General features: G+C 65.7%; 15 protein-coding genes. 2 read left to right on the top strand and 13 right to left on the bottom strand.

Features of this window, described 5'->3' with window-relative positions; genetic code table 11:
• Positions 1–47 precede the first annotated feature (47 nt).
• The 13 genes from ACIP21_RS10760 to ACIP21_RS10700 form a co-directional block, all read right to left on the bottom strand.
• Positions 48–2822 carry a response regulator gene (locus ACIP21_RS10760; RefSeq protein WP_400687204.1) on the bottom strand — a complete coding sequence of 925 codons (2775 nt, stop codon included), beginning with the start codon at positions 2820–2822 and terminating at the stop codon, positions 48–50.
• Positions 2823–2957: 135 nt separating this feature from the next.
• Complete coding sequence (purD, locus tag ACIP21_RS10755) at positions 2958–4253, bottom strand: phosphoribosylamine--glycine ligase (RefSeq protein ID WP_400687202.1); 1296 nt, start codon at positions 4251–4253, stop codon at positions 2958–2960.
• Positions 4254–4422: 169 nt separating this feature from the next.
• Positions 4423–6030 carry a bifunctional phosphoribosylaminoimidazolecarboxamide formyltransferase/IMP cyclohydrolase gene (gene purH / locus ACIP21_RS10750; protein WP_400687201.1) on the bottom strand — a complete coding sequence of 536 codons (1608 nt, stop codon included), beginning with the start codon at positions 6028–6030 and terminating at the stop codon, positions 4423–4425.
• A gap of 80 nt (positions 6031–6110) precedes the next feature.
• A complete protein-coding gene (fis, locus tag ACIP21_RS10745) occupies positions 6111–6431 on the bottom strand; it encodes a DNA-binding transcriptional regulator Fis (RefSeq protein ID WP_008093076.1) in 321 nt (106 codons plus the stop codon).
• Positions 6428–7441 (bottom strand): tRNA dihydrouridine synthase DusB, encoded by a 1014-nt coding sequence (gene dusB / locus ACIP21_RS10740; RefSeq protein WP_400687199.1) that lies wholly within the window; start codon positions 7439–7441, stop codon positions 6428–6430. The genes fis and dusB overlap by 4 nt, the downstream gene beginning before the upstream one ends.
• Positions 7442–7601: 160 nt before the next feature.
• On the bottom strand, positions 7602–8936 hold the full coding sequence (locus ACIP21_RS10735; protein WP_400687197.1) for a DUF3426 domain-containing protein: 1335 nt from the start codon (positions 8934–8936) through the stop codon (positions 7602–7604).
• A 42-nt stretch (positions 8937–8978) separates the two neighbouring features.
• Positions 8979–9857 carry a 50S ribosomal protein L11 methyltransferase gene (gene prmA / locus ACIP21_RS10730; RefSeq protein WP_400687195.1) on the bottom strand — a complete coding sequence of 293 codons (879 nt, stop codon included), beginning with the start codon at positions 9855–9857 and terminating at the stop codon, positions 8979–8981.
• Positions 9858–10132: 275 nt separating this feature from the next.
• Positions 10133–11488, bottom strand: a complete 1356-nt coding sequence (accC, locus tag ACIP21_RS10725; RefSeq protein ID WP_400687193.1) for an acetyl-CoA carboxylase biotin carboxylase subunit — start codon at positions 11486–11488, stop codon at positions 10133–10135.
• Between the two features lie 17 nt (positions 11489–11505).
• Positions 11506–11970 carry an acetyl-CoA carboxylase biotin carboxyl carrier protein gene (gene accB, locus ACIP21_RS10720; RefSeq protein ID WP_400687191.1) on the bottom strand — a complete coding sequence of 155 codons (465 nt, stop codon included), beginning with the start codon at positions 11968–11970 and terminating at the stop codon, positions 11506–11508.
• Between the two features lie 100 nt (positions 11971–12070).
• Positions 12071–12523 carry a type II 3-dehydroquinate dehydratase gene (aroQ, locus tag ACIP21_RS10715; RefSeq protein ID WP_176518061.1) on the bottom strand — a complete coding sequence of 151 codons (453 nt, stop codon included), beginning with the start codon at positions 12521–12523 and terminating at the stop codon, positions 12071–12073.
• 179 nt (positions 12524–12702) lie between these two features.
• The gene (locus tag ACIP21_RS10710; RefSeq protein WP_400687189.1) at positions 12703–14472 is read right to left on the bottom strand and encodes a protein-disulfide reductase DsbD; all 1770 of its coding nucleotides are present in this window, start codon (positions 14470–14472) and stop codon (positions 12703–12705) included.
• A gap of 218 nt (positions 14473–14690) precedes the next feature.
• Positions 14691–16538: a methyl-accepting chemotaxis protein gene (locus ACIP21_RS10705; RefSeq protein ID WP_400687966.1), complete on the bottom strand. Its 1848-nt coding sequence runs from the start codon at positions 16536–16538 to the stop codon at positions 14691–14693.
• 336 nt (positions 16539–16874) lie between these two features.
• Positions 16875–18251, bottom strand: coding sequence for a diguanylate cyclase (locus tag ACIP21_RS10700; RefSeq protein ID WP_400687187.1), 1377 nt, complete (start codon positions 18249–18251; stop codon positions 16875–16877).
• Between the two features lie 247 nt (positions 18252–18498).
• Here ACIP21_RS10700 and ACIP21_RS10695 point away from each other — a divergent pair, with 247 nt between their 5' ends.
• Together ACIP21_RS10695 and ACIP21_RS10690 are read left to right on the top strand one after the other, a co-directional pair.
• The gene (locus ACIP21_RS10695; protein ID WP_400687186.1) at positions 18499–19566 is read left to right on the top strand and encodes a DUF2333 family protein; all 1068 of its coding nucleotides are present in this window, start codon (positions 18499–18501) and stop codon (positions 19564–19566) included.
• Between the two features lie 2 nt (positions 19567–19568).
• Positions 19569–20105 carry an NUDIX hydrolase gene (locus tag ACIP21_RS10690; protein WP_400687184.1) on the top strand — a complete coding sequence of 179 codons (537 nt, stop codon included), beginning with the start codon at positions 19569–19571 and terminating at the stop codon, positions 20103–20105.
• The last annotated feature ends 206 nt before the right edge of the window (positions 20106–20311 follow it).

The raw sequence follows: 20311 nt of genomic DNA, 5'->3' as shown, positions 1-20311 counted from the left end.
CAGGGCTGGCCGGGGCGGGTTTCCGCTAGGAGCGAGAGGGGGGCAGGTCAGGAGGTGTGCGCAGGGTCGGCCTGGGCTTCTCGCTTGTTGGCCCAGTACTGCACCAGTTCGCGCAATTGCGACAGCTCCACCGGCTTGGCCATGTGCCCGTCCATGCCGGCCAGGCGTGCGCGGTCCTTGTGTTCGGCGAGGATGTGCGCGGTCAGCGCCACCACCGGGGTGCGCTGGCGCTGGTTCTCGCTTTCCCAGGCGCGCAGCTGCTGGGTGGCCGAGAAACCATCGAGGATCGGCATCTCGCAGTCCATCAGCACCAGGTCGTAGCGCTGGTTCTTCATCGCCTGCAGGGCTTCCTCGCCGTTGCTGGCGGTGTCCGGTTCGAGGTTGAGCTTGCCGAGCATGCCGCGGATGACCTTGGTCGAGATGCTGTTGTCCTCGGCCACCAGCACGCGGAAGTCGCCGGGCAGTTCGAGGCTGCTCTGCGGCCCGGGCAATGGCGCCGGCACGGCCTGTTCACGGCCGCGCTGGGCCAGCTCTTCGGCCAGGGTGGTCTTGAGCGTGTAGCCGGCCACCGGCTTGGCGAGGATGCGCTTGACCCCGGCATTGCGCGCAATGACCTTGCTCGGCGCGTTGCTGATGCCGGTGAGCATCACCACCAGGATGTCGTGGTTGAGGCTCGGGTCTTCCTTGATCTTGGCCGCCAGCTGCATGCCGGTCATGCCGGGCATGTTCTGGTCGAGCAGCACGGCGTCGAAATAGTCGCGCAGGTGCGCCTTGGTCCGCAGCAGGGCCAGTGCTTCCTTGCCCGACGGCACCGCGCTGACGTTCATGCCCCAGGCGCTGCACTGCTGCACCAGCACCTTGCGGCAGGTGTCGTTGTCGTCCACCACCAGCACCCGGGCGTCGCGCAGCGGGCCGTCGAGGTCGGCCGGCGGCTGTTCCAGGCGTGACGGGTCCAGCGGCAGGGTCAGCCACAGGGTGTTGCCCATGCTGGTGCTGCTCTTGATGCCGAACTCGCCCTGCATCAGGCCGATCAACTGCTTGGCGATGACCAGCCCGAGGTGGCCGCCGAGCTTGTTGCTGGAGAGGAAGTGGTGGCTGTGCAGCTCGGCCTGCAGCAGGGCCTCGCGCTCGGCCGCCGGCAGCGGCTCGCCGCTGTCCTGCACGGCGATGCGCAGGCGCGGTACCTCGCCGCGCTGGTCCAGCGCCACCACCAGCAGGATTTCGCCCTGGTCGGTATTCTTCAGGGCGTTTTCCAGCAGGCTCGACAGGGCCTGGCGCAGGCGCGTCGGGTCGCCGCTGATGACCCGCGGCACTTGCGGCTGGGTGAAGCTGATCAGCTCGATGTTCTGCTGCTCGGCCTTGGCCCGGAAGATGTTCAGGCAATCCTCGATCAGCGCGTTGAGGTCGAACTGCACGTCGTCCAGCTCGATCTGCCGCGATTCCAGCTTGGAGATGTCGAGGATCTCGTTGATCAGTGTCAGCAGCTCGTTGCCGGCACTGTGGATGGTCTGCACGTAGTCGCGTTGCTTGACCGACAGCGGGGTGCCCAGCAGCAGCTCGGTCATGCCCAGCACGCCGTTCATCGGGGTGCGGATTTCGTGGCTGATCTTGGCCAGGAACTCGGCCTTGGCGTTGATTTCGGCGTCGCTGGCGGCCAGGGCGCGGCTGGCGCTGAAACGCTCCTCGCTCATGCGCCGCAGGCGCTCGCTCACTGCGAGGTTGAGCAGCAGGCCACTGGACACCGCCATGCCCAGCAGGATGCACAGCAGCCACGGCGTGGCGGTGCGGGTCAGGCCGAGCAGGGCCGGCAACAGCACCAGGCCGCCCAGGTTGAACACCAGCATGGCGACGCTGAACAGCCGTGCTGGCGCATACCCCTTGTACCAGTGGTAGCTGCTGACCAGCAGCATGGTCACGCTGCCCAGGGCCAGCAGGGCATAGGTCATCAGGTTCAGCGGCAGGGTGTCGACGAACAGCAGGATCAGCCCGCTGACCGCGGCCACCAGCATTTCGCCCTGCAACAGGCGGTTGAGCCGCGGCGAGTTGCAGGCCGAGAAGAAGTGTTGGGTGAAATACAGCCCCGCCAGCCCCGCCAGGACCATGGTCAGGTAGGCGGCCGGGGTTTGCGCGCTGTGCCACAGGTGCCACCAGGGGCCGCTGAGGTTGAGCAGGATCAGGCCACTGAGCAGCATCAGGGCGTGGTACAGGGCAAGGAACAGGGTGGTGCTGGAGCGGGTGTACACGAAGCGGATCAGGTTGTGCAGGATCAGCATCAGCAAACCGCCGAACAGCATGCCGAACAGCAGCGGCTGGGCATGGTCGGAGGCGGCCAGCGCCGCCGGTTCCAGGCTGATGGCCGGGCGCAGCTGGTGCTCCGAGACCAGGCGCAGGTAGACATCCAGCGGTTGCTGGCTGTTGGGCAAGGGCAGGATGTGGTCGCTGCCGCGCAGGGTCGGGCTGCTGCCGTTGCCGGCCTGGCGCCCATGGTGCAGCTGGCGCAGCAGGTGCTCGCCGTCGAGGGCGTAGAGGTCCAGGCGGGACAGGTCGGGGGCGAAGATGCGCAGCAGTTGTTCCTGCTCGCCGGGCTCCAGGCGGTAATGCAGCCACAGGGCCTGGTCGGCCGGGGCGGCATCGAGTTCGCCAAGGGTGGTGGGGCTGAACTGGCTGCGATAGCGGTCCGAGCGGACGTCGCTCAACTGCAGGCTGGCCTGTTCGTCGAGCAGGACGGACCAGCCTGCGCCTTGATCGGCCGCGGCCGGTAACAGGCAGAGCAAGGTCAGCAAGCTGACGATCAGAGCTGTGGCAATCCGAAGCCGACGCACTACGAGATCCCTTCCTAGCCGATGTGTCGGGTACTAACTATGCGCGGCGCGCCGAGTCGAAGGCAAGGCCCCATTGGGGCCCTGGCGACGAGCCGAAGGCCGCAGGCGCAAGGCACTGCGGCGATTCGGCACGGTTTACTGCTGGTGTTCACCGCGCTCGCGGGCGATGGCCCGGTAGCCGATGTCGGTACGGTGGAAGCTGCCGTTCCAGCTGACTTCCTTGGCCAGGCGGTAGGCCTGCTGCTGGGCGTCGGCGACGTTGGCACCCATGGCCGTGGCGCAGAGCACGCGGCCGCCGTTGGTGACGACGTTACCGTCCTTCAGCGATGTGCCGGCGTGGAACACCTTGCCTTCGATCTGCGCGGCGGCGTCCAGGCCGTTGATCACGTCGCCCTTGGCGTAGTCGCCCGGGTAGCCACCGGCAGCCAGCACCACGCCCAGGCTCGGGCGCGGGTCCCACTGGGCCTCGACCTTGTCCAGGGCCTTGGCGAAGGCGGCTTCGATCAGCAGCACCAGGCTCGACTCCAGGCGCAGCATGACCGGCTGGGTCTCCGGGTCGCCGAAGCGGCAGTTGAACTCGATGACCTTGGGGTTGCCCGCCTTGTCGATCATCAGGCCGGCGTACAGGAAGCCGGTGTAGACGTTGCCTTCCTCGGCCATGCCGCGCACGGTCGGCCAGATCACCTGGTCCATCACGCGCTGGTGCACGTCCGGAGTCACCACCGGGGCAGGGGAGTAGGCACCCATGCCGCCGGTGTTCGGGCCAGTGTCCTGGTCGCCGACGCGCTTGTGGTCCTGGCTGGTGGCCATTGGCAGCACGTTGTGGCCGTCGACCATGACGATGAAGCTGGCTTCCTCGCCGTCGAGGAACTCCTCGATGACCACCCGCGAACCCGCTTCGCCGAAGGCGTTGCCGGCGAGCATGTCACGCACGGCGGCTTCGGCTTCTTCGAGGGTCATGGCGACGATCACGCCCTTGCCCGCGGCCAGGCCGTCGGCCTTGATCACGATCGGTGCGCCTTTTTCGCGCAGGTAGGCCAGGGCCGGCTCGATCTCGGTGAAGTTCTGGTAGTCGGCGGTCGGGATCTTGTGGCGCGCCAGGAAGTCCTTGGTGAAGGCCTTGGAACCTTCCAGCTGGGCCGCGCCCTTGGTCGGGCCGAAGCAGTCCAGGCCGCGGCTGCGGAACAGGTCGACCACGCCGATCACCAGCGGGGCTTCAGGGCCGACGATGGTCAGGTCGACGTTGCTCTCGGCGAAGTCGGCCAGTTGCTCCAGGGCGCAGACGTCGATGGCGACGTTCTCGCACTTGGGCTCGATGGCGGTACCGGCGTTGCCCGGGGCAACGAAGACTTTCTCGACGCGTGGGTCCTGGGCGACTTTCCAGGCCAGGGCGTGCTCACGGCCGCCGCTGCCGATGATCAAAACTTTCATGTCAAAACCTCTGTTTGGTGGCGAACCTCGTCCCCGTGTAGGAGCGGCCTTGTGTCGCGAAAGGGCCGCAGGGTTTCTGCTTTGTTGCAAAGGCCCGGGGGCTGCTGCGCAGCCCTTTCGCGACACGAGGCCGCTCCTACAGGAGCCGAGGTTCGGCTGACCAGCTGAATTAGTGGCGGAAGTGGCGCATGCCGGTGAAGACCATGGCGATGCCGGCTTCATCAGCGGCAGCGATCACCTCGGCATCACGCATCGAACCACCTGGCTGGATCACGGCGCTGATACCCACTTTAGCCGCATTGTCGATGCCATCACGGAACGGGAAGAACGCGTCCGAGGCCATCACCGCACCCTGCACCTGCAGCCCGGCATGCTCGGCCTTGATGGCGGCGATGCGGGCGGAGTTGACGCGGCTCATCTGGCCGGCGCCGACACCGATGGTCTGGCGCTGCTTGGCGTAGACGATGGCGTTGGACTTGACGAACTTGGCCACTTTCCAGGCGAACACCAGGTCGTGGATCTCTTGCTCGGTCGGTGCGCGCTTGGTGACGATCTTCAGGTCATCGGCGCTGATCATGCCGATATCGCGGCTCTGCACCAGCAGGCCACCGTTGACGCGCTTGAAGTCCCAGCCGGCGGCGCGCTCGGCTGGCCACTCGCCGCACTCCAGCAGGCGCACGTTCTGTTTGGCGGCGACCACTTCGCGGGCGGCCTGGGAGATTTTCGGGGCGATGATCACTTCGACGAACTGGCGCTCGACGATGGCCTTGGCGGTTTCGCCGTCCAGCTCGCGGTTGAAGGCGATGATGCCGCCGAAGGCCGACTCGGTGTCGGTGGCGTAGGCCAGGTCGTAGGCCTTGCGGATGCCGCCTTCGTCTTCAGGCACAACGGCCACGCCGCACGGGTTGGCGTGCTTGACGATGACACAGGCCGGCTTGACGAAGCTCTTCACGCACTCCAGCGCGGCGTCGGTGTCGGCCACGTTGTTGAACGACAGTTCCTTGCCCTGCAGCTGCACGGCGGTGGAAATGCTGGCCTCGCCTTTCTTCGCTTCGACGTAGAACGCGGCGCTCTGGTGCGGGTTCTCGCCGTAGCGCATTTCCTGGGCCTTGACGAACTGGCTGTTGAAGGTGCGCGGGAATTCGCTGCGCGCTTCTGTGCTCAGGGTCTCCTTGGCCTGGTCGATGGTGCCCATGTAGTTGGCGATCATGCCGTCGTAGGCGGCGGTGTGCTCGAACGCCTTGAGCATCAGGTCGAAACGCTGGGCGTAGGTCAGGCCGCCGGCCTTCAGGCCTTCGAGCACGCCAGCGTAGTCGCTGGCGTTGACCACGATGGCGACGTCCTTGTGGTTCTTGGCGGCGGAACGGACCATGGTCGGGCCGCCGATGTCGATGTTCTCGATGGCGGTCGGCAGGTCACAGCCCGGCTTGGAAATGGTCGCTTCGAACGGGTACAGGTTGACCGCCACCAGGTCGATCGGCTTGATGCCGTGCTCGTTCATGATGGCGTCGTCGGTGCCGCGACGGCCGAGGATGCCACCGTGGATTTTCGGGTGCAGGGTCTTGACCCGGCCATCCATCATTTCGGCGAAGCCAGTGTAGTCGGCCACTTCCACCGCGTTGACACCGTTGTCCTTGAGCAGCTTGTAGGTGCCGCCGGTGGACAGGATCTCGACACCGAGCTGTTGCAGCTCACGGGCGAATTCGAGGATACCGGTCTTGTCGGAGACGCTGATCAGGGCGCGGCGGACTGGCAGGCGGGTAGTCTGGTCGGTCATTTCGGGTTCCAATAACGCGGTGGAGTCAGCAAAAAAGGCGTCTCTTCGCAGAGGCCGCCTTTTCTGATTGGGATTCTGGCTTACAACAAGTCGTACTGCTTGAGCTTCTTGCGCAGGGTGCCACGGTTGAGCCCGAGCATCTCGCTGGCCTTGGTCTGGTTGCCCTTCACGTAGTTCATCACGCTTTCGAGCAGGGGCGCCTCGACTTCGGAGAGCACCAGGTTGTACACGTCGGTGACGGTCGCGCCTTCCAGGTGTGCGAAGTAGTTGTGCAGCGCCTTCTCGACGCTGTCGCGAAGGGTCTGGCCCTCTTCGCTCGGCGTGTTGAGGTGCTGTTTGAGGTTGGCGTTGTCGCTCACGGGCGTTGTTCCACTCACTAATGTCTCGGTCATCATCGTCATGCGGCCACCCCTTGTCCGTCCTCTGTCTCAAGGCTCTGTCGACGTTCGCTGAAATACTCGCGAACGTTGGCGCACTGCGCTTGTGTGTCTTCCAAAGCGTTGAACCGGGAGCGAAACTCCTTGCCGCCGGGTCGTGTTGCCAGGTACCAGCCCACGTGCTTGCGGGCGATGCGCACGCCCATCACATCGCCATAGAAGGCGTGCAGGGCGGCCAGGTGCTCCAGCAGGATGCGTTCCACTTCGTCCAACTGCGGGGCCGGCAAATGCTGGCCAGTCCCCAGAAAATGTTCGATCTCGCGAAAGATCCACGGCCGCCCCTGGGCAGCCCGGCCGATCAGCAGGCCGTCGACCCCGGTGGCGTCCAGTACCGCCCGGGCCTTTTCTGGCGAGGTGATATCGCCATTGGCGAAAACCGGGATCGACACCGCCTGCTTGATCGCAGCGATGGTGTCGTATTCGGCTTCGCCGGTGTACAGGTCGGCGCGTGTGCGGCCATGCACCGCAAGCGCCTGGATGCCGGCCTGTTCGGCGATCTTCGCCACGTTCAGGCCGTTCTTGTTCGCCCGGTCCCAGCCGGTGCGGATTTTCAGGGTCACCGGTACGTCCACCGCGCCGACCACGGCGTGGAGGATCTCGGTGACCAGTGCTTCATCTCTCAATAAAGCAGAGCCTGCGGCTTTGTTGCAGACTTTTTTTGCCGGGCAACCCATGTTGATATCGATGATCTGGGCTCCCGCCGCGACGTTGGCCCGGGCCGCCGCCGCCATCATCTGCGCATCACCCCCGGCGATCTGCACCGAGCGCGGCTCGGGATCACCTTCATGGATGCGGCGCAGGCTGGACTTGCGGCTGTTCCACAGGCTCATGTCGCTGCTGACCATCTCCGACACCACCATGCCCGCGCCCAGGCGCTTGCAGAGTGTACGGAAAGGCTGGTCCGTGACCCCGGCCATCGGGGCGAGGATCAGGTTGTTGCGTAGTGTGTATGGGCCGATGCGTACCGCCGACATAGGTGTTCCCTGTTGTGGGGCCGAATCATTGGAGTCGAAAAAGGGTTGGCATGATACCCGCTCTCGGTGACCGGATAAAGAAGGATTTGGATAAAATCTGTACAGCTGTCGGCTTATGACTTTTGCTTTGGTCGGCGCGCCCCCTGGGGGGCGCCGGTGCCTATTCCGGGGAGCGGAAGCTGAGGCTGTAGTTCACGGCCTTGGGGCCCGGGTCGAGGATGTCCAGGGCGATGTGGATCGGCGTCTGGCTGGGCATCTCGCCGCGCCCGGCCAGTTCGCCGGACAGGTATTCGCTGGGCTTGAAGCGACGACTGGCGATCAGTTGGCCGTTGAGGTCGGCGAAACGCAGCTCCAGCAGCGGGAACGGCTGGGCGAACGGCGCGCGGTTGTAGATGATCGCGTCGACGATCAGCGCGCCTTTGAAGTCCGGGTGGCTGCGCACCACCAGGTTGCTGCTCTTGATCCGACCGATGTCGACGCGGGTCGGCACTTCGCAGCCGAGCATCGGGCAGAGCTGCTGGAAGATTGGCCGGTACTGGTCCTGGCGGGCCATTTCGTCGAAATGGAACCACACGTACTGGAACGCCAGCAGGCCAGCGGCGAGCAGCGACAGGCCCCCCCACAGCAGGCGCTTGCCCCAGTTCGGCCGGGGTTTTTCCCAGCCCAGTTGCAGCGGGTCGTCGACCACGTCGACCAGTGGCTCCTTGCGCGTGGGGCGCTCGGGCCGGGCGCTGAAGCCAGGTTCCAGGCGTTCGCCAGGAAGGGGCTCGTGCACTTCGTCGTCATGGGCCGACAGGTGCAGGTCGGTTTCGTCGTCATCACGGGCACTGAGGCCTTTTTCGTGAACGATGTCATCGTGTTCGTCGAACCGCTCCATCGGCTCGGGCTCGGCGGCACGCTGCGCGGCTGGCGTGTCGTCGAGGTCCAGGTCGAGGTCGCCACCCAGCGTCGGTTCGTGACGATCGCCGGGCTCCGGCTCCAGTGGCTGTTCATCCAGCAACACCGGGGCCGGCTCGTGGGTTTCGTAGGGCTCGTGGGGCTCGTCGGTCGCCGTGCCGAACAGTTCGTCGCCATGCCCGTCGGCCGCCGGTTCGTCGCGGCGGGCCTGCAGGGCATCGGCCTGCGCGGACGGGCGCGCTTCGGCAGGTTTGTCCCGGCGCTCCAGGCGAGCCAGCGCCTGGTCCAGGTCGAGTTCATCGAGGGCCTGGGCAGTGACCGCCCAATCCCCTTTCTCGACAGCCGGCGGCTCGCTCGGCTCTGGCTCTGGCAGCGGCTCTGGCTCTGGCGCCACGACCGGTTCGGCCGGCGCTGCCGGCGGCGCGACAGGCGCAGTGCCGGCGGCGGCGCGGTTCTGCTCCAGCAACTGCTTGGCCGCATTGAACACCTGCAGGCAGTGGCCGCAGCGCACGACACCGCGTGCCACGCTCAGCTGGTGATGGGTGACGCGAAAGCTGGTCTGGCAATGCGGGCACTGGGTGACGAAACTGTCGGTCATGCGGCGATCCGGGAGCTGTGCAGAGAAGTATTCTAGGCCCGCTTAGCGGCGCCGACCACTGATGCGCACCCAGCCGTCGCGCACGACGATCGGGTCCAGCTCGAAGTCGGCAGCGTAGGCAGCGGCCACTTCCTCGCCCTGTTCGGCGAGGATACCCGACAGTGCCAGCAGGCCACCTGGGCGGACCAGGCCGGACAGCTGCGGTGCCAGGGCAACCAAAGGGCCGGCGAGGATGTTGGCGACCAGCACGTCGGCCTGCATCGCCGGCATGTGCTCGGGCAGGTACAGCGCCAGCTTCTCGTCGGCGATGCCGTTGCGCTGGGCGTTGTCGCGGGAGGCTTCGATGGCCTGCACGTCGATGTCGGTACCGACCGCTTCGCGGGCGCCCAGCAGCAGCGCGGCGATGGCCAGGATGCCCGAGCCGCAGCCGAAGTCCAGCACCTGGGTGCCTTGCAGCGCCTGGCCGTCGAGCCATTCCAGGCACAGCGCGGTGGTCGGGTGGGTGCCGGTGCCAAAGGCCAGGCCCGGGTCGAGCAGCAGGTTGACCGCGTCCTTCTCCGGGGCGTCGTGCCAGCTCGGCACGATCCACAGGCGCTGGCCGAAGCGCATGGGCTGGAAACCGTCCATCCAGCTGCGTTCCCAGTCCTGGTCCTCGATCACCTCGGCCTGGTGCTCGGGCAGTTCGGCGCCGGTCAGCAGTTGCAGGTGGGCGAACACCGACGCGGGCTCGGCATCGGCCTCGAACAGGGCCAGCAGGTGGGTGTGCGACCACAGCGGGGTGGTGTTGAGGTCGGGTTCGAAGATCGGCTGGTCTTCAGCGTCCATGAACGTGACCGATACGGCGCCGACTTCGAGCAGGGCGTCTTCGTAGGTTTCGGCTTGTTCCGGGCTGATGGCCAGGCGTACTTGCAGCCAAGGCATGGCGGGCACCTTTGGTAAATCTGACAGGGGCAGCCCGAGGCTGCGCGAAGGCAGGCAGTTTACGCGAGTGCGGGGGGTTTGTAGAGCAGGGGCTCAGACCGCGTCGCCTTCTTCGCGGGTAATCCCGCTCCCACAGGGACGGCGCCGCATTCGAAGGCAGCGCCATACCTGTGGGAGCGGGATTGCCCGCGAAGAAGCCAGCGCGGTCCCAGGTCCTGGCAGGCAAAAAAAACCCCGGCGCTGGGCCGGGGTTTCGCTGCATCACGCTAACGCGATCACTCCTGGTTGGCCAGTTTGTGCTCGAGGTAGTGGATGTTGACGCCGCCTTTGCAGAAACCTTCATCACGCACCAGGTCGCGGTGCAGCGGGATGTTGGTCTTGATGCCGTCGACGACGATCTCGTCCAGGGCATTGCGCATGCGCGCCATGGCTTCGTCGCGGTCCTTGCCGTAGGTGATCAGCTTGCCGATCAGCGAGTCGTAGTTCGGCGGAACCGAATAGCCGCTGTACAGGTGCGAATCGACACGCACGCCGTTGCCGCCCGGGGCGTGGAAGTGCTTGACCTTGCCTGGGCTCGGAATGAACTTCTTCGGGTCTTCGGCGTTGATCCGGCACTCCAGCGAGTGGCCACGGATGACCACGTCTTCCTGGCGGAACGACAGCTTGTTGCCAGCGGCGATGCTGAGCATCTCCTTGACGATGTCGATACCGGTGACCATTTCCGACACCGGGTGCTCAACCTGCACGCGGGTGTTCATCTCGATGAAGTAGAAACGGCCGTTCTCGTACAGGAACTCGAAGGTACCGGCACCGCGGTAGCCGATTTCGATGCACGCATCGACGCAACGCTTGAAGACTTCCTGGCGGGCCTTCTCGTCGATGCCCGGGGCCGGGGCTTCTTCCAGGACCTTCTGGTGACGGCGCTGCAGCGAGCAGTCACGGTCGCCCAGGTGGATGGCGTTGCCCTGGCCGTCGGACAGTACCTGGACTTCCACGTGACGTGGGTTGGTCAGGAACTTCTCCAGGTAGACCATCGGGTTGCCGAAGGCGGCACCGGCTTCGGTACGGGTGAGCTTGGCCGAGGCGATCAGGTCCTCTTCCTTGTGCACCACGCGCATGCCGCGACCACCACCGCCACCGGCGGCCTTGATGATCACCGGGTAGCCGACGTCACGGGCGATCGCCAGGGCGACCTCTTCGTCTTCCGGCAGTGGGCCATCGGAGCCCGGTACGGTCGGTACGCCCGTCTTGATCATGGCGTCCTTGGCCGACACCTTGTCGCCCATCAGGCGAATGGTGTCGGCTTTCGGGCCGATGAAGGCGAAACCGGAGTTTTCGACCTGCTCGGCGAAATCGGCGTTTTCCGCGAGGAAGCCGTAGCCCGGGTGGATCGCGGTGGCGCCGGTGACTTCGGCGGCAGCGATGATCGCCGGGATATGCAGGTAGGAATCCTTGGACGATGCCGGGCCGATGCAGACCGACTCGTCTGCCAGGCCCAGGTGCATCAGTTCACGGTCGGCAGTGGAGTGCACGGCGACGGTCTTGATACCCAGCTCTTTGCAGGCACGCAGGATCCGCAGGGCAATTTCCCCGCGGTTGGCGATCAGGACTTTTTCGAGCTTCCCAGACATCGTTGGCTCTCCGCGATTCAAACGATGGTGAACAGCGGCTGGTCGAACTCAACCGGCTGGCCGTCTTCCACCAGGATGGCGTCGATGACACCGCCGACATCGGCTTCGATGTGGTTCATCATCTTCATGGCTTCGACGATGCACAGGGTGTCGCCTTTTTTCACCGACTGCCCGACTTCAGCGAAGTTCGGCGAGGTTGGCGAAGGCTTGCGGTAGAAGGTACCGACCATCGGCGAGCGGATCACGGTGCCTTTCAGGGCAGGGGCGGCAGCAGCGGCTTCGGCGGCCGGAGCTGCGGCGGCAGCGGCCGGGGCCGCTACAGGCGCGGCAGCCATCGGGGCCGGTGCGTAGAACTGCTGGGCAGCCGGGGTCTTGCTGTGGCGGCTGATACGGACCGACTCTTCGCCTTCCTTGATCTCCAGCTCGTCGATGCCAGATTCTTCCAGCAGCTCGATCAGTTTCTTGACTTTACGGATATCCATTAATCATCAACTCCCAAAGGTTCGGTCAGGGGGCGAAATATAAAAACGTATCTGAACGTTTCTCTGTAACCCCGGCCCACTGAGGCCAGGGTTTTCGTTATCAGGGCTGTGCGTTGGCAGCCAGTTGTTCCAGTGCGGACTCCAGGGCCAGGCGATAACCGCTGGCGCCCAGACCGCAGATCACCCCTACGGCAACATCGGAGAAGTACGAGTGGTGACGGAACGGTTCGCGTTTGTGCACGTTGGACAGGTGCACTTCGATGAATGGGATGCTCACCGCAAGCAACGCGTCACGTAATGCGACACTGGTGTGGGTAAAAGCCGCCGGATTGATCAGGATAAAGTCGACGCCTTCGTTGCGTGCGGCGTGAATACGGTCGATCAGCTCGTACTCGGCATTGCTCTGCAGGTACTGCAGATGGTGGCCAGCGGCGCGGGCACGCTGCTCCAGGTCCTGGTTGATCTGGGCCAGGGTCATGGCGCCATAGTGGCCGGGCTCCCGGGTACCGAGCAGGTTCAGGTTGGGGCCGTGGAGCACCAGTAGGGTTGCCATCTGCGGATTCCTTGGATTTGTAGGGCAATTCGACACAGCGCGGCGAGTGTGCCGCAAAGCGACGGCTAGTGTCCAGTTCCCGGCAATAGCCAGCACGATGTCCGAGGTTCGCGCGAAGTATGTGACCGAATAATTAAATCCGGTCACTCATTTGAAGAAAATTCCCGGCACGCGGGAAGTTATAGACCGAGTTTGGCGCGCACGCGCGTCAGAATCTGCGCAAATTCCCCGGCGTTTATCTCGCCAATGACCCGATCGGTGGTCATTTCGCTGCCGTTCGCGGCAAAAAACAGCAGTGCCGGCGGGCCGAACAGCCGATAGCGGTCGAGCAGGGTGCGTTGTTCGGCGCTGCTTTCGGTGATGTCGAAGCGCAGCAGCTTGAACGCGGCCAGTTGTGGCTGGACCTGCGCGGCGTTGAGCACTTCGTGCTCGATCACCTTGCAGCTGATGCACCAGTCGGCATACCAGTCCAGCAGCACCGGCTGGCCGGCGCGCTTGGCCGCGGCCAGGGCGGCGTCCAGCTCGGCGGGAGTGGTCACGGTCTGCCAGGCATCGGCCTTGGCCGCCGCGCCGGCAGGGGTTGCAACGGCCGCTGGCGGCAGCGGCCGCAGCGGATCGCCCTGGCCGCCGAGGGCGCCGTACCAGCAGGCCAGGGCGTACACCAGCAGCGCCAGGCCGAGCAGTTGCGCCAGGCGCTGGCGCGGGGTCTTGACCACGAACTCCAGGGTGCCGAGGAACAGCGCCACGCCAGCCGCCAGGAAGCCGACCAGCAGCAAGGTCGCCGGCCCCGGCAGCACGCGGCTGAGCAGGCCGATGGCCAGGCCCAGCAGCAACACGCCAATGGCGTTCTTCACCGTGTTCAGCCACGGCCCGCTCTTCGGCAGCCAGGCCGCGCCACCGGTGGCGATCAGCAGCAGCGGGGCGCCCATGCCCAGGCCCAGGGCGAACAGCTTGAGCGCCCCGCCCAAGGCATCACCGCTGGCGCTGATGTACAGCAGCGCGCCGGCCAGTGGCGCCGAAACGCAAGGCGACACCAGCAGGCTGGACAATACCCCAAGAATCGCCGCGCCCAGCAGCGAGCCACCGCGGGTGTGGTTGGCGACGTTGTTCAGGCGATTGCTCAGGGCCTGCGGCAGCTTGAGTTCGAACAGGCCGAACATGGCCAGGGCGAACACCACGAAGAACAGCGCGAACGGCACCAGCACCCAGGCCGATTGCAGGCGCGCCTGCAGGTTCAGGCCGGCGCCGAACAGCCCCATGAGCGCGCCGAGCACGGCGAAGCTGGCCGCCATCGGCAGCACGTATGCCAGCGACAGGGCCAGGCCGCGAAGGCCCCCGGCCTGGCCGCGCAGGACCACCCCGGAAAGGATCGGCAGCATCGGCAGCACGCAGGGAGTGAAGGTCAGGCCGACCCCGGCGAGGAAGAACAGCAGCAGGGATTTCCAGTTCCAGCCCGGTTCGCCGCTGGCGGCGGATACTGCGCCGCCTTCGCCCTCGATGCTCAGGCGTGCGGTTTCCGGTGGGTAGCACAGGCCTTTGTCGGCGCAGCCCTGGTAGCCCACCAGCAAGGTGAAGGCGCGGGCATCGGTGCGCGGGATCTCGATGTCGACCACGCCGTGGTAGACCTCGACGTCACCGAAGAACTCGTCGTGCTTGGCTTCGCCCTTGGGGATGTTCGGCGCACCCAGGGTGATGTCCGCAGGTTCACTGCGGAACTGGAAGCGGTGGCGGTACAGGTAGTAGCCGTCGGTGGCGATGAAGCGCAGCGTGATGGTCTGGGCGTCGGCTTGCACCAGGTCGAGCTTGAAGGCTTGGTGTACCGGCAGGAAGTCGGCGTTGTTGGCCAGTGAGGCGGCGCCGAGGGTGGCGCTGGGGCGGTTGTCGAGCAGGCCCGAGGCGAAGGCAGGACTGGCCAGCAGCAGGAACAGCAGGAAAAACAGGCGGCGCATGGCGGACTCGCGAGGTGGAACGTGCCGGGCATGATAACGGAGTTGGCGGTGGTTGAAAGAGTGGGGGCTGAAGGGTGACACATGGCCGCTGGTTCATGCATTGCCTGTTCTGGCCCTTTCGCGGCTAAAGCCGCTCCCACAGGGGTATCACAGGACTTGAAGACTGTGCGGTACCTGTGGGAGCGGCTTTAGCCGCGAAAGGGCCAGCACAGGAGAACTCAGACCCTGAAGGCCAGCACCGCCTTGTTCAGCTCTCCCCCCAGGCTCAGCAACTGCTCACCCTGCTCGCGCCCTTCGCCAATGCGCTGCAAGTTGTCCTCACCCAGCAAATGGATCCGCTCGCTGTGATCGCGAATCTCGCTCACCGCCCCGGTCTGTTGCGCCGTGACATCGGCAATGCGCACGGCGGTGTCGGCAATCGTGCGGATCGCACTGACGATCTCGTCCAGCGCGCCATCGGCCGCCTGCGCCTGGTTGGCCGTGGCCTCGGCATGTTCGAGTTGCACCCGCATGCCGCTCACCGATTCACGCGCAGCCTGCTGCAGCCGGTCGATCAACGCCTGGATCTCCCCGGTAGCGCCGGTGGTGCGTTGCGCCAGTGAACGCACTTCATCGGCCACCACCGCAAACCCTCGGCCCATCTCCCCGGCACGGGCCGCCTCGATGGCCGCATTGAGCGCCAGCAGGTTGGTCTGCTCGGCAATCGAGCGGATGACGGTCAGCACCCCGCCGATGGTGGCCGATTCCTCGGCCAACTGCTCGATCATGCGTGCGTTGCCCTGCACCTCGTCGACCAGCGCCCTGAGCCCCGAGAGACTCTGGCCGATCACCGCCTGCCCCTGTTCCACGGCGAGGCCCGCGGCGCGGCTGGCATCGGCGGCGGAGCTGGCGTCACCGGCCACCTGCTGGATGGTCCCCTCCAGCTCGCCGAGGGCATCGCGGATCTGCCGTGTGTCGCCGGCCTGGCGCTCGGCGCCGTGGTGCAGGGCGGCGCTCATGCCGGCCAGGGCGTGGCTGCTGCCGGCGACCTGTTCGGCGTTGTGGCGCAGGGTGCCGACCAACTCCACCAGGTAGCGGCGCAGGCGGTTGAGCGATTCCTGGATGTCGCGCAGTTCACGGTTGCTCTTGCCCAGGGCGATCGGCGCGGCGAAGTCGCCTTCGGCCCAACGCGACAGGGCCGGGGCCAGGTGGGTGAGGGTGCGCGCCAGGCGCCTTTGCAAGGTGTCGATGAGCAGGGCGATCAGCAGGATCAGGGCAATCATCAGGCCTTGCATGATGCGCACCTCGCTGGCGATTTTCGCGTGCTGGCCGCGTACCTCGGGCTCCAGGCCGGCAATGGCCTGCTGCACCGCTGCCAGGCGGTCGTTGGTGCTGGCGGCCAGGGCGCTGCGCCGTTCGATCTGCTCGCGGGTACGCTGCAGTTCGGCGGGGTAGCGGTTGAGCAGGCTGTGCAACTCGCGCTTGAGGCCGATGGCGACGTCTTCCTGCTGTTCGCTGGCCTGGCTCTGCAGGCCCATCATGGCGGCGAAGTCATCGGCGCCGGATTCGGCGGTGCGGGTTACGCCGAGCAGCGGCAGGCCGTCGATGGCCTGGGCCTGGGCGCGGATCAGTTGCAGCTCGCGCTCCACTTCGTCGGCCAGCTCGGCGCGGCCGCTGCTGACCAGCTTGTCGCGGGCCAGGGACAGGCGGCCCAGGTGCAAAGTCGCGTCGAACAGTGGCAGCAAGTAGCGGTTGGCCTCGCTGTTGCCACTGTCGCGGGCGTAGGCGGTCAGCTGTTCGAAGTTGGCCCCGAGTTCACGTTCGGCCTGCAGCAACAGCGCCTGGGGGTCGCCCGCCAGCTTGCCGGCGGCGAGCAGTTCGTTGGCGGTGAAGGCTTGCAGGGTGCCCAGGCTCGGACGCAACTGGCCGGCGAGGTCCGCCGGCCAGTCGGCCAGGGAAGCTTCGAGCTGCTTGCTGGCTTCGAGGGCCGCGGCGTGGCGCAAGGCGTCGCCGCTGCCAAGGTAGGCGCGGACGTTGCGCACGGTCTGGTTCTGAAACTGCTGCGACAGGCCCAGGTAGCGTTCCATCAGTTGATACGGACGCTCCAGGGCACGTTGCGACCACCACAGGGTCGCGCCCAGGGCGATACACACGGTCACCAGCAACAGGGTGTTGAAATTGGTCAGCCACTTCAGGCGCATAGCCGCGAACTTCCTGCGGGAATGGAGAGGTAGGCGGCTGAAGTTATTGCGGTTTCATGACCGGGTGATGACGAGGTCGGAAAAAGTGGCACTGTGCCGCTATCTCGTTTTCCTGTGCCGGCCCTTTCGCGGGTAAACCCGCTCCCACAGGGACATCACTGCCTTCAGGCCATTGAGATACCTGTGGGAGCGGGCTTGCCCGCGAAGCGGCAGATGCGGGGCTCAGGGTTCGACGCGGACCACGCAATTACGCCCGGCATGCTTGGCCCGGTACAGCGCTTCATCGGCCGTGCTGGCCATGCTCAATGCATCCAGCCCTTCCTCCAACTCCACCACGCCGGCACTGAAGGTGCACTGCAACTCGCCTTCCTGCGCGGGATAGAGGATCTCGGCAAAGCGCCGGCGAATCTCGTCCAGCACCTTGTGCGCGGCGTCCAGCGCGGTGTTGGGCATGACGATGGCGAATTCCTCGCCACCGTAGCGGCCGATGAAGTCGGTCTTGCGCAACCGCTGCTTGAGGAACAGCGCCAGGCTCTTGATCACCCGGTCGCCCATGGGGTGGCCGTGGCGGTCGTTGATCTTCTTGAAGTGGTCGATGTCGAGCATGGCGAAGCTCAGCGGCTGGCCTTCGCGGCGGGCGCGGAAGCTGCAGTCTTCGAGCAGTTGCAGGATATGGGTGTGGTTGTACAGCCCGGTGAGGCTGTCGCGCACCATGCGCGCCTTGAGGTGGCGGGCGCGGGCGGCGCGGTTGCGCACGGTGGTGATCAGGTGGCGTGAGCGGATCGGCTTGGTCAGGAAGTCGTCGCCACCCTCGCTCATGGCATCGAGCTGCTTGTCCAGGTCGTCCTCGGCGGACAGGTAGATGATCGGCACGCTGACGTAACGGTCATTGTGGCGGATCACCTTGGCCAGTTCGGGGCCGGAGCAGGCCGGCATGTACAGGTCGAGGATGATCAGGTCGGGCTGGAAGTCGGCCAGTTCGGCCATGGCGCGGATCGGGTCGGTGAGGCTGCGGGTAAGCATGCCGGCGCCTGTGAGCACGCGTTCGGTGTGCAGGGCCTGGGTGCGCGAGTCGTCGATGATCAGCACGCGCAACGGCTCCTGTTGTGCGGTGCTGCTGATGCTTTCGAGCTTTTCCAGCAGGCTGGAGGCTTCCAGGGTACCGGTGAGAAATGCCTGGCCACCCGCGCGCACGGCGGCCAGGCGGGTCGGGGTGTCGGCGTCGTGCAGGCTGAAGAACAGCAGCGGGATGGGCTGTTCGCGGCTTTGCTGGGCCTGCGCGGCCAGGCGCAGCCCGCCACCGGGGCCGTCGAAGTCGACATCCATGATGATGGCTGCGGGCAACTGCTCGGCCAGCGCCGCCAGCAGCGCGCCAGCCATGGGCAGCGGCTGCGCGTTCAGGCCGAAGAACGCCAACTGCTGGGCCAGGCGCCCGGCGCGCTCATGATCGCGCAGCAGCAGGTACACCGGTTTGCGCGCAGGCGGTGCCTGGGCGTCCAGCGGGTCGTCCTTGCGCCGGCGCGTGCGCGACAGGCGTTGCAACAGCTGGTCGAACTCCTGCTTGAGGCGCTCGTGGCTCGGCTCCGCGGCTCGGGTCATGTCCTGGCTACTTGTTGGAGGGCTATGCCGGTTCAATGATGGCTGTATGCTAGCACTGCTTTTCCAGCGCGTAAGTGCCCCGCATCAACAAAGTCTTGTGAACGATAATCCCGTTACCGACTCATTGGTCGCTTATGCGCAAGGCGGTGTCTGCTTTATAGTGCAGCGACGCGGGCTTGCCGTGGCACCCTGGCGCAGGCCTGTGGTCCAAGCCCCTGAACCGTCGTGACTGATTAAGGACAATGCCATGCTGGACTGGAAAAACCGCGAGGCCAAAGCCGAGCCGCGCGAACGTGCCGATAGCCGCCGCGCCGCTGCCCGTAGTTATCTTGGCGGGCTCTGGAGCCGTGCCCTGGGGACCCTGATCGGGTTGTACCTGCTGGTGTGCCTGGGCCTTGGCTGGTACTGGAGCGAGGAGCCTGCGCTGTTCCCGGTGCAGCAGAATGCCCAGGCTGCCGCCGAGCGCAACGGCCAGCAGATGGTGGTGGGCTATACCACCCTCGAAACTCTCAAGACCGTGGCCGGTACCCTGCTGAGCAAGCCGGGTGGCTACATCTCCAACGACCGCTTCCCGCCGGGCCTGTGGCTGGACAACATGCCGAGCTGGGAATACGGCGTGCTGGTGCAGGTGCGCGACCTGTCCCGTGCCCTGCGCAAGGACTTCGCCCGCTCGCAGTCGCAGTCCACCGAGGACGCCGACCTGGCCAAGGCCGAGCCGCGCTTCAACTTCGACAACAAGAGCTGGATCCTGCCGTCCAGCGAGTCGGAGTTCGAGGAGGGCATCAAGTCGCTCGGCCGCTACCAGACCCGTCTGGCCGCTGGCGACAAAGGCGCGATCTTCTACACCCGGGCCGACAACCTGAACAACTGGCTGGGTGACGTGGCCACTCGCCTGGGCTCGCTGTCCCAACGCCTGTCGGCCAGTGTTGGCCGGGTCAAGCTCAACACCAACCTGAAGACCGAGTCGGTGGTTGCCGGCCAGGCGCCGCAGGTGGATGAGGAAGTGGTCGAAACCCCATGGCTGCAGATCGACAACGTGTTCTACGAAGCCCGTGGCCAGGCCTGGGCGCTGTCGCACCTGCTGCGTGCCATCGAGGTCGACTTCGCCGACGTGCTGGCGAAGAAGAACGCGACCGTCAGCGTGCGCCAGATCATCCGTGAGCTGGAGGCTTCCCAGGAACCGCTGTGGAGCCCGATGGTGCTGAACGGCAGTGGCTTCGGCATGTGGGCCAACCACTCGCTGGTCATGGCCAACTACATCTCGCGTGCCAACGCCGCAGTGATCGACCTGCGCCAGCTGCTGTCCCAGGGTTGAGCATGGCCATCAGCGCCGATGAGGCCGCCCACCGGGCGGCTTCCGACCGTGAACTGGTCGCCTGGGTGGACGCGAACGACCAGCTGCTGGGCGCGCTGCCCAGGGCCGAGCTGCGTGCGCGTGGGCTGATCGGGCGCTGCACGTTCATCCTGCTGTTCAACAGCGCCGGTGAGTTGTGCGTGCACCGGCGGACCCTGAGCAAGGCGCTTTACCCGGGATACTGGGATGTCGCCGCGGGTGGCATGGTGACGGCCGGTGAGACGTATGACGAGTCGGCAGCCCGGGAATTGGCCGAGGAATTGGGCATCGATGGGGTCGAGCTGCGCTTTCATGAGCGGTTCTACTTCGACCAGCCGGACAGCCACCTGTGGTGCGCGGTGTATTCGGCGGTGTCGGATGCGCCGTTGCGGTTGCAGCCCCAGGAGGTGATGGAGGCCAAGTTCGTCGGCCTGGAAGTGGCAGAGCGGGAAAGCCTGGGCAAGCCTTATTGCCCGGATTCGCTGGCGGCGTTGCAGCGTTATAAAGCCAGCCTTGGATGACGACGGGGACCGCTTTGCGGTCCTTTCGCGACGCAAGGCCGCTCCTACAAGGGCGCGCGTTACCCTGTAGGAGCGGCCTTGCGTCGCGAAAGGGCTGCAAAGCAGCCCCCAAAGTCGCAAATCATTCGCAAAATGGCGCATTCCAGTACTTAGCAACCGCCTGATTTATCGTTACACTGCGCGCCCTTTTCGGGCTGCCGCAGATC

Origin of the sequence: Pseudomonas sp. NPDC089401 (assembly GCF_044749485.1) — a bacterium.
Taxonomy (GTDB): domain Bacteria; phylum Pseudomonadota; class Gammaproteobacteria; order Pseudomonadales; family Pseudomonadaceae; genus Aquipseudomonas.
The sequence above is the reverse complement of the archived record's forward strand: the minus strand, read 5'-3'. Positions and strand labels throughout refer to the sequence as shown.